Origin of the sequence: Klebsiella sp. JN_Kp121, assembly GCF_040062145.1 — a bacterium.
Lineage (GTDB): Bacteria > Pseudomonadota > Gammaproteobacteria > Enterobacterales > Enterobacteriaceae > Klebsiella > Klebsiella aerogenes.
Genome location: NZ_JBEAHX010000013.1, coordinates 19,403 through 31,656, shown reverse-complemented (window position 1 = coordinate 31,656; position 12,254 = coordinate 19,403). Strand labels below are relative to the sequence as shown.

Annotated in this window: 10 protein-coding genes; 4 read left to right on the top strand and 6 right to left on the bottom strand. The window is 59.4% G+C overall.

All coding sequences use genetic code 11. From position 1 onward, the window contains the following. Positions 1–3: 3 nt before the first annotated feature. Positions 4–1,347 (top strand): cytochrome c, encoded by a 1,344-nt coding sequence (locus tag ABLU86_RS16950; RefSeq protein WP_162198589.1) that lies wholly within the window; start codon positions 4–6, stop codon positions 1,345–1,347. A gap of 79 nt (positions 1,348–1,426) precedes the next feature. Next, positions 1,427–4,132 (top strand): c-type cytochrome biogenesis protein CcmI, encoded by a 2,706-nt coding sequence (ccmI, locus tag ABLU86_RS16945; protein WP_348796350.1) that lies wholly within the window; start codon positions 1,427–1,429, stop codon positions 4,130–4,132. A gap of 184 nt (positions 4,133–4,316) precedes the next feature. Here ccmI and ABLU86_RS16940 read toward each other — a convergent pair whose 3' ends face one another. The 3 genes from ABLU86_RS16940 to budA are packed head-to-tail and all read right to left on the bottom strand — an operon-like array spanning position 4,317 to position 7,578. Beyond that, on the bottom strand, positions 4,317–5,087 hold the full coding sequence (locus ABLU86_RS16940; protein ID WP_015366942.1) for a (S)-acetoin forming diacetyl reductase: 771 nt from the start codon (positions 5,085–5,087) through the stop codon (positions 4,317–4,319). Between the two features lie 22 nt (positions 5,088–5,109). Next, positions 5,110–6,789, bottom strand: a complete 1,680-nt coding sequence (gene alsS, locus ABLU86_RS16935; protein WP_348796349.1) for an acetolactate synthase AlsS — start codon at positions 6,787–6,789, stop codon at positions 5,110–5,112. A gap of 9 nt (positions 6,790–6,798) precedes the next feature. After that, positions 6,799–7,578: an acetolactate decarboxylase gene (gene budA, locus ABLU86_RS16930; protein WP_015366940.1), complete on the bottom strand. Its 780-nt coding sequence runs from the start codon at positions 7,576–7,578 to the stop codon at positions 6,799–6,801. Between the two features lie 106 nt (positions 7,579–7,684). Between budA and ABLU86_RS16925 the strand changes: the two genes are divergently transcribed. After that, complete coding sequence (locus ABLU86_RS16925; protein ID WP_048228686.1) at positions 7,685–8,557, top strand: LysR family transcriptional regulator; 873 nt, start codon at positions 7,685–7,687, stop codon at positions 8,555–8,557. Between the two features lie 92 nt (positions 8,558–8,649). Next, entirely contained in the window at positions 8,650–9,042 is a 393-nt protein-coding gene (locus ABLU86_RS16920; protein WP_042894888.1) for a cell envelope integrity TolA C-terminal domain-containing protein, read from the top strand. 48 nt (positions 9,043–9,090) lie between these two features. On the opposite strand, the gene ABLU86_RS16915 is transcribed toward ABLU86_RS16920, so the two are convergent. Genes ABLU86_RS16915 through ABLU86_RS16905 form a run of 3 tightly spaced genes read right to left on the bottom strand, consistent with a single transcriptional unit; the run spans position 9,091 to position 12,247 of the window. Next, positions 9,091–9,861 carry a 3-hydroxybutyrate dehydrogenase gene (locus ABLU86_RS16915; protein ID WP_213759690.1) on the bottom strand — a complete coding sequence of 257 codons (771 nt, stop codon included), beginning with the start codon at positions 9,859–9,861 and terminating at the stop codon, positions 9,091–9,093. A 23-nt stretch (positions 9,862–9,884) separates the two neighbouring features. Beyond that, entirely contained in the window at positions 9,885–11,276 is a 1,392-nt protein-coding gene (locus tag ABLU86_RS16910; RefSeq protein WP_213759689.1) for a GntP family permease, read from the bottom strand. A 47-nt stretch (positions 11,277–11,323) separates the two neighbouring features. After that, positions 11,324–12,247 carry a 3-hydroxyacyl-CoA dehydrogenase family protein gene (locus ABLU86_RS16905; RefSeq protein WP_015366935.1) on the bottom strand — a complete coding sequence of 308 codons (924 nt, stop codon included), beginning with the start codon at positions 12,245–12,247 and terminating at the stop codon, positions 11,324–11,326. Positions 12,248–12,254 lie beyond the last annotated feature (7 nt).

The following is a 12,254-nucleotide window of genomic DNA, read 5'->3' as shown; positions in this document are numbered from 1 at the left end:
CAAATCATGAAAATGCAATGGTTATCGGCACTGGTTCTCGGTGCGTTAAGCTGCGCGGCGTTCGCCGAAGAGGCGCCTGCGGACAGCAATCTGATTAAGCAGGGCGAATATCTGGCTCGCGCCGGCGACTGCGTGGCCTGCCACACCAACGGTAAAGAGGGCAAACCTTTTGCCGGCGGTCTGCCGATGGAAACGCCGATCGGCACCATTTATTCCACCAACATCACGCCGGACAAAGCGGACGGTATTGGCGGTTATACCTTCGAAGAGTTTGACGATGCGGTGCGTAAAGGCGTGCGTAAAGACGGCTCAACGCTCTATCCGGCGATGCCGTATCCTTCCTTCGCCCGTATCAACGAAGCGGATATGCGCGCCATGTACGCCTACTTTATGCACGGCGTGGAGCCGGTTAACGTCGCCAACAAAGACACGGACATTCCGTGGCCGCTGTCGATGCGCTGGCCGCTGGCGTTCTGGCGCGGCATCTTCGCTCCGTCCCCGAGCGACTTTGTCGCCAATCCGCAGGTGGACCCGGTACTGGAGCGCGGTCGTTACCTGGTGGAAGGGCTTGGCCACTGCGGCGCCTGCCACACCCCGCGTAGCCTGACGATGCAGGAAAAAGCGCTTAGCGAAAGTGAAGGCGATGATTACCTGGCGGGTAGCAATGCGCCGATTGACGGTTGGGTAGCTTCCAGCCTGCGCGGTGAAAATCGCGACGGGCTGGGGAGCTGGAGCGAGGCCGAACTGGCCGAGTTCCTGAAAACCGGGCGCAATGATAAATCCGTGGTCTTCGGCGGCATGAGCGACGTGGTTGAGCACAGCCTGCAGTATCTCTCGAATGACGATATCACCGCTATTGCTCGCTATCTGAAGTCGTTACCGCCGCGCGGCGGTAAACAGACGCCAGCTCCGGTGGAAGATAGCGTGGCGAAAGATCTGTGGAAAGGCGATGACAGCAAAACCGGCGCGGCGCTGTACGTCGATAACTGCGCTGCCTGCCACCGTACCGACGGCGTCGGTTATAAACGCGCGTTCCCGTCGTTGAAAGGCAACCCGGTGGTACAGACCGAAGATGCGACCTCGCTGATTCACATCATTCTGACCGGCAACACCACGCCGGCGGTGAAGGATGCGGTCTCGAACCTGACCATGCCGTCATTCGGCTGGCGTCTTGACGATCAACAGGTTGCGGATGTGGTCAACTTCATCCGCACCAGTTGGGGCAACAACGCGCCGCCGGTGAGCGCCAGCGATGTGGCGAAAGTACGAAAAGATAAGTCGATGATTCGCGATGAGAAGGCGTTAGGTAACGCCGACGTCTCGAAACTGCCGGCTGCTGCAGAGTAACTGGGCCGGGGCGGGGCACTGGATTCGCCCCGCCTGAGGTAAAAAACGTGATGACACCTGAACAACAGGGGACACAGCCATGATGCCGGAACTGGGCAACTACCTGCTGTGTCTGGCGGCAGGGCTGGCGCTGCTGCTAAGTATCTTTCCGCTATGGGGCGCAGCGCGCCAGGAACGATGGCTGATGGCATTAGCCCGGCCGCTGGCCTGCGCGCTGTTTATCTGCATCATCGGCGCGTTTGCGCTGCTGGTGCATGCCTTTGTAATCAATGATTTCACCGTGCGCTATGTGGCGGAAAACTCCAACAGCGCGCTGCCGGTGTGGTACAGGGTGGCGGCCACCTGGGGAGCGCACGAAGGCTCTTTGCTGCTGTGGGTGCTGCTGCTCAGCGTGTGGACGTTCGCCGTCGCGCTCTTCAGTCGCCAGATGCCGCCCGACGCGGTAGCGCGGGTGCTGGCGGTGATGGGAATGATCGCCTTCGGTTTCCTGCTTTTTATCCTGTTCACCTCCAATCCGTTCAGCCGCAGCCTGCCGCTGTATCCCGTAGATGGCCGCGATCTCAATCCTATGCTGCAGGATATCGGGATGATTTTTCATCCACCGATCCTCTACATGGGCTACGTTGGCTTCTCGGTGGCCTTCGCCTTCGCGATTGCGTCGCTGCTGGCGGGGCGGCTGGATACCGCGTGGGCGCGATGGTCGCGCCCGTGGACGCAGGCGGCGTGGATGTTCCTGACACTTGGGATCGTGCTGGGCTCGGCGTGGGCCTATTACGAACTGGGCTGGGGCGGTTGGTGGTTCTGGGACCCGGTGGAAAACGCCTCGTTTATGCCGTGGCTGGTCGGCACCGCGTTGCTGCATTCGCTGGCGGTGACCGAAAAGCGCGGCAGCTTCCGCGCCTGGACGGTACTGCTGGCGCTGGCGGCTTTCTCGCTGTGCCTGCTGGGGACTTTTCTTGTGCGTTCCGGCGTGCTGGTATCGGTGCACTCCTTTGCCTCCGATCCGGCGCGCGGGATGTTTATACTGGCCTTGTTGACCCTCGCGATTGGCGGCTCGCTGCTGCTGTATGCGGTGAAAGGTGGGCGAGTGCGGGCGCGAGTGGAACATACGCTCTGGTCGCGCGAGTCGTTCCTGCTTGGCAACAATATTCTGCTGATGGCCGCGATGCTGGTGGTGCTGTTAGGCACGCTGCTGCCGTTGGTGCATAAAGCGTTGGGGCTGGGGACGATATCGATCGGCGAACCGTTCTTCAATACCATGTTCACCGCGCTGATGGCGCCGTTTGCGCTGCTGCTGGGGCTGGGGCCGCTGATTCGTTGGCGCCGCGATGAGCCTGGTAAACAGCTTAAACGATTGGCGATATCACTTGTCGTGACGTTGTCACTTTCACTGGCGTTACCATGGCTTCTTCAGGACCGCATCACCGCGATGGCGTTCATCGGCCTGATGATGGCGCTGTGGGTGCTTATCTTCGCGCTGATTGAAGTCCATGAACGGGCCACGCATCGCCACGGCTTCTGGCGCGGCCTGCGCACCTTAACGCGTAGCCAGTGGGGAATGGTGCTCGGCCATGTCGGCGTGGCGGTAACCGTCATTGGCATCACCTTCAGCCAGAACTACAGCATCGAGCGCGATGTCCGCATGCGGGCTGGCGACAGCCTCGATATTCATCGTTATCACTTCGTCTTCAAGGGCGTGCGTAATATCGTCGGGCCGAACTGGAACGGCGGCGAGGGGGTGATTGCCGTCAGCCGCAACGGTCGCCCGGAAGCCACGCTGTATGCCGAAAAACGCTTTTACACCGCCAGCCGGATGATGATGACCGAAGCGGCCATCAGCGGCGGGTTTACCCGCGATCTTTACGCCGCGCTGGGTGAAGAACTGGATGATGGCAGTTGGGCGGTGCGTCTGTACTACAAACCATTCGTGCGCTGGATCTGGTACGGCGGCGTACTGATGGCGCTGGGTGGGCTGTGCTGTATGCTCGATCCGCGTTACCGCCGGTCGCGGCAACAGAAAACAGCAGCGGATCGCAATGACATTAACCGCTCGCTGTACCAGTCCCGACTGCGCGAACTGGAGCAGGAGCATACTGATAGTAATGAGGCGATGATCGTCGAGCTGCAACGTACGCTGCTGGCGGATATCTCGCCGCAGGAACAGACGCGCGTTCGGCCGCTTAGCCGCTGGTTGCTGCTACCGGGGGCGCTATTATTGGTCTTTGTCAGCGGCGGGCTCTATCTGAAAACCAGCGATGTGGGTCAGGTGCTGCTGTGGCGACAGAGCGAGCGCCATTATCCCGCGTTGCTGGCGCAGGCGAAAGATCCTACCGCAGCGCCGCTGCGGATGGATGAGTTGGCCCAGCTGAGGCTTGGGCTGCGCAGCCATCTGCAGGCTAGCCCTGACGATCTCGCCGGCTGGCAACTGCTTGGGCGGCTCGGTTTGCTGCTAAACGATGGCGAGACGGCGATCGGCGCGTTCGGGCGGGCGCATAAGCTGGCGCCGGATGACCCGGCGGTAGGCTTTGATTATGCCAGCGCGCTGGTGCGGGCGGGCGATAACGCGCAGATGCGGATGGGCGAGCTGTTGCTGCGCGATCTGCATCAGCGGCAGCCGAAAAACCTGCCGGTGCTGGAGATGCTGGCGCTCAGCGCGGTACGCAATGAAGACTATCCGCAGGCGGTAGCGGCGCTACAGCAGTTGCTGATGTTGTTGCCGGAGGGCGATGCCCGCCGCGAGGCGATTGCCCGCCAGCTGGCGCAGGCGCAGCAGCAGGCGCGGTAAATATTTGCTTTTTCTGCACTACTCCCCGGTCGCGCTGTCGCTTACCGGGGCTACAAATGGCAGTGACCGCGCGAACGGTAGGCCGGGTAAGGCGTAGCCGCCACCCGGCAAAATAACGGCGTAACAGACGAAAAAAAGCCCCTGCGAACAGGCAGGGGCAAACCATGTCAGAGCTTATTTTTTATTAATTGAATACCATCCCGCCATCGATCAGCAGCGATTGACCGGTCATATAATCGGAATCCGGGCTGGCGAGATAAGAGACGCAGGCGGCGACATCTTCTGGCTCAGACAGGCGGCCGAGGGTGATGCGTTTGGCGAATTCGGCAGTTCCGTAGCCCAGAGGTTTACCCGCCGCTTCGGATACCTGACGATCGATCTCGGCCCACATCGGGGTTTTCACAATCCCCGGGCAGTAGCCGTTAACGGTAATACCCAGCGGCGCCAGGTCGCGAGCGGCGGTTTGCGTTAAACCGCGTACGGCGAATTTGCTCGAGCTGTAGACCGCCAGTTCCGGGTTGCCGACGTGTCCGGCCTGCGAACAGGCGTTGATGATTTTGCCGCCGTGCCCCTCTTTTTTAAAGGCCTCGACTGCCGCCTGAATCCCCCAGATCACCCCTTTAACGTTGATGTTGTAGACCTTGTCGACAATCTCCGGCGTAATGGATTCGATAGGCGTTGATGGCGCGACCCCGGCGTTATTGACGATGACGTTGAATCCGCCCAGCGTTTTTCGCGCCTGTTCGACGGCGGCAAACACCTGCTCACGGTCGGAAACATCGACTTTGACCGCGATTGCCCGGCCGCCGTGCTGGTTGATTTCATCCGCCACGGCTTTCGCTGTGACGTCATTGTAATCGGCGATCGCCACGGCAAAACCGTCCTTCACGAGGCGTAACGCGATAGCTTTACCAATGCCCTGACCGGCGCCGGTGACAAGTGCGACTTTTTTCATTTCCATTTCCTTTTGTGATGACTTAAAGAATTTGACTCAGGTGTAGCTGGCCCATCAGCAGCGGGTTATCACGGTAATCCACGGGGATGGCGACCACCGCCGGGCCGTCGACGTCCATCGCCGCGCGTAGCGTCGGCTCCAGCGCCTCAGCGCTTTCCACCGCAAACCCTTTCGCGCCGAAGGATTCGGCATAGGCTTTAAAATCCATAGGACCGAACTCGACGCCGGACAGGCGTTGATATTTTTTCTCTTCCTGGATGGCGACCATGTTGTAGCCGTTATCGACCCAGATAAGATGCAGGATGTTGGCTTTCAGGCGGACCGCCGTTTCCAGCTCCATGCTGGATTGCAGAAAACCGCCATCGCCGGAAACCGAGACCACTTTGCGCTGCGGATTGACCAGCCAGGCCCCGATGGCCCACGGCAGGGCGACGCCCATGGTCTGCTGACCGTTGGAGATCATCACCTGACGGGCGCGGAAGCTGTAGAGATAGCGGGCGATCCAGATATGGAAGCTCCCCATATCGACCGTCAGCGTGACGTCGCTGTTGACGATATCCTGCATGGCGCGAACGATACGCAGCGGGTGCAGGGCAAACTGATTCAACTGTGCTCCGCGGCGGTCAAGCAGTTCGCGTTGATGCTGGCGGTCGTGGAGGATTTCAGCGGCCTGCGGCGAGAGCACCAGCCGATGATCGATATTTTGCGCCAGCTTGTTCAGCGTGCCGGCGATATCGCCCACCAGCTCGACATCCGGCGTGTAGTTACGCTCTTCATAGGCGGGCAGTACGTCGATATGTACCAGCGTCGCGTTGCCGCTGTTCCACATCGCCGGTTCGTATTCCACCGGGCTATAGCCGATGCAGATAACCAGGTCGGCCAGTTGCAATAAGCGGTCACCGGCCTGGTTGTTAAACAGCCCGACGCGCCCGGCGAAGCGCGAGAAGTTATCCTGATTGACCGCCCCGGCGGCCTGATAGGTGCTGGTGACCGGAATATGGCTGGTTTCCAGCAAACGATGCACCGCGGCGCTGTTTTCCGTCTGGCTGGCCATTAATCCAAGCAGGAACACCGGATTCTTCGCCTGGGCAATCAACTTCGCAACCTGATTGATTGCCTCGTCAGGCGCGGCGCCCATCTGCGGCGCGCTGCTGGCGGGCAGGACTTTGCCGGTCACCGGACCATCGACCACATCCTGCGGCAGGCTGACGAAGGCGCTGCCCGGGCGACCCTGCTCGGCGGCGCGAAAAGCGTTAGAAACCACTTCCGCCAGCGCATCCGGCGAGGTCACTTCTACCGCGTATTTGGTGACCGGGCTGAACATCGCCACCGTGTCCATACTCTGGTGTACCTGTTTGGCTTTATCCGCGCGTTTGACCGCGCCGCCCAGCGCCACCACCGGGTCGCCTTCGCTATTGGCGGTGGCCATCCCGGTTATCAGGTTGGAACAACCGGGTCCGGAGGTCACCAGCGCGACGCCGGCTTTGCCGGTAATGCGCCCGACCGCGGCGGCCATAAAGGCGGCGTTGGCCTCGTGACGTACCGGAATAATGCGGATTGAAGAGTCCAGCAACGAGTCGAAAACCTTATCGATTTTAGCGCCGGGGATCCCGAAGACCTGCCGTACGCCTTGCGCTTCCAGTTGGCTGACGACCAGATCGGCGCCGTGCGCCCACTGGCGCTGCGGATACTGTTTGTCCATGTGAACCTCCTAACTTTCTACTGAACGGATGGCGGCATCGAGATTATCGGGATGCAAATTGGCCTGCAGGAACGCGCTGTCGGCGGGAAGGTCGATCATCAGCTTATGAATTTCGCCGAAGGTCAATACCCCACGGTCGAGCTGGTAGTCCAGCAGGTGGCCGCCGCCCTGGCGGTCATCGGTAATGAAGTGTTCGTGATAGCCGGCGACGTTAATTCCCTGCATATGCTGCGGGGTACGAAAACCGACCAGTACGCCGTCACGCTGGTTAAAGCGGAAAACCGGCTGATCGTCGAGCACGTCGGTCATCGCCCGGTAGGGCGGCGTCTGACGAGGCACGGTGCGGGTATGGGCGTGGCGGAAATGACCATCGATTCGCAGCGCGCAGAACAGATTGTCGGAAGGAATTTGCTGGTCAATAACCTCATGCAGCTGCTGGCGGCTGACCGGATGGTCAAAGGTTTTACGGTACTGCGGCTGAAACCAGGTCATCACCGCAAACGGCGTTTTCTGTTCCGGACGCGCTTTACGCGCGCTGCCGTCGGCACGCAGTTGATAAACCTGGCTGCTAAACGCGATCAGCTCGCCGTCGAGTTCATTAAAAGTGCCGAGCCCGAAATCACCGTGCTTCAGCAGGTCCGCAATGGTGGTGGTACCTTCGTAGACGCCGCTGAGCAGGGCGCTCATCAGCGAAGTTTGATATAGCACGCTATCGGGATGCTGGGCGGAAAACGCGCGTAGCGTTTCACACAGACTCTCTTCACAGGTGCAATCTGAAGCATGATTCATGAGCCACTTCCTCGTTCAACAAATATAAGAAAGATTAAATAAAGGTTGACCCGATTCAGCTCACAGTTCCAATATAGAAACCATGCTGGTTTGAGACGTTTTCGATATGGAACTTCGTTATCTACGCTATTTTGTCGCCGTCGCCCGGACGCGGCACTTCACCCGGGCAGCGAAAGAACTGGGTATCTCACAGCCACCGTTAAGTCAGCAAATTCAGCGACTTGAGCGAGAGGTAGGCACTCCGCTGTTGCGTCGGCTAACCCGCGGGGTGGAGCTGACCGAAGCCGGGGAGTCCTTTTATGAAGATGCCTGCCAAATCCTCGCGCTGAGCGATGCGGCGCTGGAAAAGGCCAAGGGCATTGCCCGCGGAATGAACGGCAGCCTGTCGTTAGGCATTACCAGTTCTGATGCTTTCCATCCACAAATCTTCACGTTGCTGCACCGTTTTCAGCTCGATCACCCAGGCGTCGTCCTCCATCAGCGGGAGGGCAACATGGCAAATTTGATGGCGGCGCTGAGCGAGGCGGAGATCGATATCGCCTTTGTCCGATTGCCGTGTGAAAGCAGTAAGGCGTTTAACTTGCGTATCATTGATGAAGAGCCAATGGTCATTGCGCTGCCGCGCGATAATCCATTGTCAGCGGAACCGACGCTGGCGCTGGAACAGTTGCGGGACGTCGCGCCGATCCTCTTCCCGCGCGAAGTGGCGCCGGGTTTGTATGAGCTGGTGTTCAATAGCTGCCTGCGCGCCGGGATCGATATGAACCGCGCCAGGCAGTCGTCGCAGATTTCATCGTCGCTGAGTATGGTTAACGCCGGATTTGGTTTCGCGCTGGTGCCGCAGTCGATGACCTGTATCGCGCTGCCCAACGTAAGCTATCAATCGATACAGGGGACGCCGGTCAAGACCGATATCGCCATCGCCTGGCGGCGCTTCGAGCGTTCGCGCACGGTGAAGCGATTTTTGGAGATGTTTTGATTATTGCCCCTGAGAAATAGCAGGCTGCGATCGTTCCGGTTTGCGGTACAGTAATGGCAGTTTTTTATTGCTGAAACCAACAGGGATGTATGATGAAAAAAGCATGGATATTTGTCGCGGCAGTCGTTGCGCTAAGCGGTTGTGCGCCGCTACACCCGTCGGATTGTCATAAAACCTCTGCCCTCGGTAGCTGTGACTCCGGGCGTTTTAGCGATGAGGATGAGTATGGTCAGCAGGCGAGGGGGATCAAAGAAGCCTTCGAGTCGCAACTTGCTGACCGCTACGCGTGGCGGGGAAAAAAGTGCCGCCTGCATTTAGAATTCGCCCAGGATGGCACTCTGGAAAAGATGAATACGGCTGAGGGAAATAAAGCCTATTGTGCCGCGCTGCGTGAGGCGGCAAAAAGTGCGATCTTCCCGCCGTTTACTAACGATAAAGTCTACAAGGCCTTTGCTCAATCGCGGTTTGATATGAAGGGTGAATAGCACGAACCAACCGGGGAGGAACAGACAGGCTCCCCGTTGGGAAGATAATTACTGCGCCACCCAGCCGCCATCCATATTCCACGCCGCGCCGCGAACCTGCGCGGCGGCGTCGCTGCATAAAAATAGCGCCATTTCCCCCAGTTGCTGCGGCGTTACGAATTCTCCGGAAGGTTGTTTTTCAGCCAGCAGCTGCGCTCTGGCCTGCTCCGGGTCGGCTCCCTCAGCGATACGTTTATCGATCTGCTGCTGAACCAGCGGCGTCAGCACCCAGCCAGGGCAAATCGCGTTGCAGGTAATGCCGGTGCGCGCAGTCTCCAGCGCCAGCGTTTTGCTAAAGCCAATCACCCCATGCTTGGCGGCGACATAGGCGGATTTCTCTTTCGAGGCGACTAACCCATGCACGGAGGCAATATTAATAATCCGCCCCCAGTTGCGCTCGCGCATGCCCGGCAGCGCCAGTCGGCTGGTGTGGAAGACGCTGGACAGATTTATCGCCAGAATATCGTTCCACTTTTCCACCGCGAACTGCTCCACCGGTGCCACATGCTGAATACCGGCGTTATTAATCACAATATTGACGCCGCCAAATTCGCTTTCGGCATAGCGCATCATCGCTTCAATTTGCCCGACGTCGCGCAGGTCGGCATCGTGATAGCCGGGAATTTTACCCAGCGCGGCAACCTCGGCTCGCGCGCTCGTGCTGTCGCCAAAACCGTTCAACACCAGCTGCGCGCCGGCCTGCGCCAGTACTTTGGCAATGCCTAAACCAATACCGCTGGTGGAGCCGGTGACCAGCGCCGTTTTACCGTTTAAATTCATTTCGTTACTCCTTAAATCAGGCATCAGACAATACCGGTTAAATAGAACACGGCAATGACAAACAGAACCGCGAGGCTTTTGATAAGCGTAATGGCGAAAATGCCGCCGTAAGCCTGGCGATGACTTAAACCGGTGATTGCCAGCAGCGTGATGACAGCGCCGTTATGCGGCAGGGTATCCATGCCGCCGCTGGCCATTGAAGCGACGCGGTGGAGTACTTCAAGCGGAATATTAGCGGCGTGGGCGGCGGCCACGAAGGTATCGGACATTGCCGCCAGCGCGATGCTCATCCCGCCGGAGGCGGAGCCGGTGATCCCCGCCAGTACGGTTATGCTAATCGCCTCGTTTAACAGGGGATTGGGAATGGCGGTCAGAGCTTTCGACAACACCAGAAAACCCGGCAGGGCGGCAATCACCGCACCGAAGCCATATTCCGAGGCGGTATTCATCGCCGCGAGGATCGCGCCGCCGACCGCCGTACGGCTGCCTTCCGCCAGACGGCCGCGAATATTACGAAAACCGAACACCAGCACCACGACGATGCCGGATAGCAGCGCGGCCTCGACGGCCCAGATAGCGGTGATTTTGCCGACCTCGGTGACGATGGGTTTGGCAAGCCCTGGCAGCGTTAGCTCGTGGCTGGCGCCGTACCATTGCGGGATCCAGCGGGTAAACAGCAGGTTCAGCAGGCCAACCAGCAGCAGCGGGGCAATGGCGATCAGCGGATGCGGCAGATTGATGTTATCCGGCGTCTGCGGCTCGTTTTGCAGATCGGTACCGTAACCCTCGCCATTCGCGAGCGCTTTACGCCGCTGTCGTTCCAGCCACAGTAAACCGAAGGTGATGATAAACAGTGAACCTATCAATCCAAGCCAGGGGGCGGCCCAGGCGTTGGTGCCAAAAAAGCTGGTGGGGATAATGTTCTGAATCTGCGGGGTGCCCGGCAGGGCATCCATAGTGAAAGAGAACGCACCCAGCGCGACGGTTGCCGGGATCAGCCGTTTCGGGATACCGCTCTGGCGAAACAGTTCGGCGGCAAAGGGATAGACCGCAAATGCCACCACGAACAGCGAAACGCCGCCGTAGGTCAGCAGGGCGCAGACCAGCACGATCACCGGGATCGCATGTCGACGCCCGAGAATTTGAATCGCGGCGGCGACGATGGAACGCGAGAAGCCCGATAGTTCAATCAGCTTGCCAAAGACGGCGCCGAGCAGAAATACCGGAAAATAGAGCTTCACGAAACCGACCATTTTTTCCATAAACAGGCCGGTAAAGGTCGGGCCTACCGCGCTCGGGTCGGTGAGCAGGGCCGCGCCAAGCGCGGCGATAGGGGCAAACAGGATAACGCTGTATCCACGATACGCAGCCAGCATCAATAATGCCAGCGCGGCCAGGGCAATCAACACACTCATTACGACTCCTCACTATCATTGTTATTGTCGGGGTACAAAACGAGAAGTTACGGTTTCAGGGCGTAGCGCAGCTGATGCTCACGGCGCGACTGTATTCGTTTCTGCCGGGTCTCATCCCAGTGATAAAAACCTTGCCCGCTGCGGGCGCCGGTAGCGCCTTGCGCAACCTTGTCGGCGACCAGCGACATCATGTCGCTGCCTGTGGCCAGTTCCGGCAGCAGGTGCTGGCAGATATCCTGGACGGTCGCCAGACCGGTCATATCGGCGGCTTCCAGCGGCCCGACCATCGCGTAGCGGCGGCCGAGCGAGGCGCGCATCACTTTGTCGACCACCTCCGGCGAAGCGATGCCGCTCTTAACGATATGCAGCGCTTCGCGCAGCAGGGCGAACTGTAGTCGGTTGCCGACGAACCCCGGCGCGGCGCGGTTGAGTACTACCGCTTCCAGCGAGCAGGAGGATAAAAAATCGCTGACCTGGTTGGCGAGATGCGGCAGGGTTGCGCTGCCCGGCACCACTTCCACCAGCGGGATAAAATGCGGCGGATGCCAGAAGTGGGCGATTAACAAGCGTTCCGGATGCCGCATACCCTGCGCCAACCGATCGGGCGGTAGTCCGCTGGTGTTACTGGCGATAATGGCTTCGTCGGCTATTAAGGTTTCCAGTTCGCGGTATAAGGCGTGCTTGAGCGCCAGACGTTCCGGAATCGCTTCGATCAGCAAGGTCGCGTCAGCAAGATCGCCTAATGCCGTGGTGCCGGAGAGGCGCGAGAGCACCGCCGTACGCTGAGCGGCATCAAACTGCTCGCACTCTTCGAGCTCGCGCAAAATGGCGGCGGCGACGCCTGGAATCTCGCTAACGCGCGCCGGGTCGGTGTCGTAGAGGCGTACGGTGTGGCCGTGGCGGGCAAAATGACAGGCGATGCCGACGCCCATAAGGCCGGCGCCCAGTACCGCCAGTTGTGGTGTAAACATAGTGGCT

What these genes read in the sequence shown, in the direction of transcription:
- ccmI (WP_348796350.1), top strand. Translation starts at nt 1,427, where the DNA reads ATGATGCCGGAACTGGGCAACTACCTGCTGTGTCTGGCGGCAGGGCTG.
- ABLU86_RS16940 (WP_015366942.1), bottom strand. Translation starts at nt 5,087, where the DNA reads ATGAAAAAAGTCGCACTTGTCACCGGCGCCGGTCAGGGCATTGGTAAA.
- alsS (WP_348796349.1), bottom strand. Translation starts at nt 6,789, where the DNA reads ATGGACAAACAGTATCCGCAGCGCCAGTGGGCGCACGGCGCCGATCTG.
- budA (WP_015366940.1), bottom strand. Translation starts at nt 7,578, where the DNA reads ATGAATCATGCTTCAGATTGCACCTGTGAAGAGAGTCTGTGTGAAACG.
- ABLU86_RS16925 (WP_048228686.1), top strand. Translation starts at nt 7,685, where the DNA reads ATGGAACTTCGTTATCTACGCTATTTTGTCGCCGTCGCCCGGACGCGG.
- ABLU86_RS16920 (WP_042894888.1), top strand. Translation starts at nt 8,650, where the DNA reads ATGAAAAAAGCATGGATATTTGTCGCGGCAGTCGTTGCGCTAAGCGGT.
- ABLU86_RS16915 (WP_213759690.1), bottom strand. Translation starts at nt 9,861, where the DNA reads ATGAATTTAAACGGTAAAACGGCGCTGGTCACCGGCTCCACCAGCGGT.
- ABLU86_RS16910 (WP_213759689.1), bottom strand. Translation starts at nt 11,276, where the DNA reads ATGAGTGTGTTGATTGCCCTGGCCGCGCTGGCATTATTGATGCTGGCT.
- ABLU86_RS16905 (WP_015366935.1), bottom strand. Translation starts at nt 12,247, where the DNA reads ATGTTTACACCACAACTGGCGGTACTGGGCGCCGGCCTTATGGGCGTC.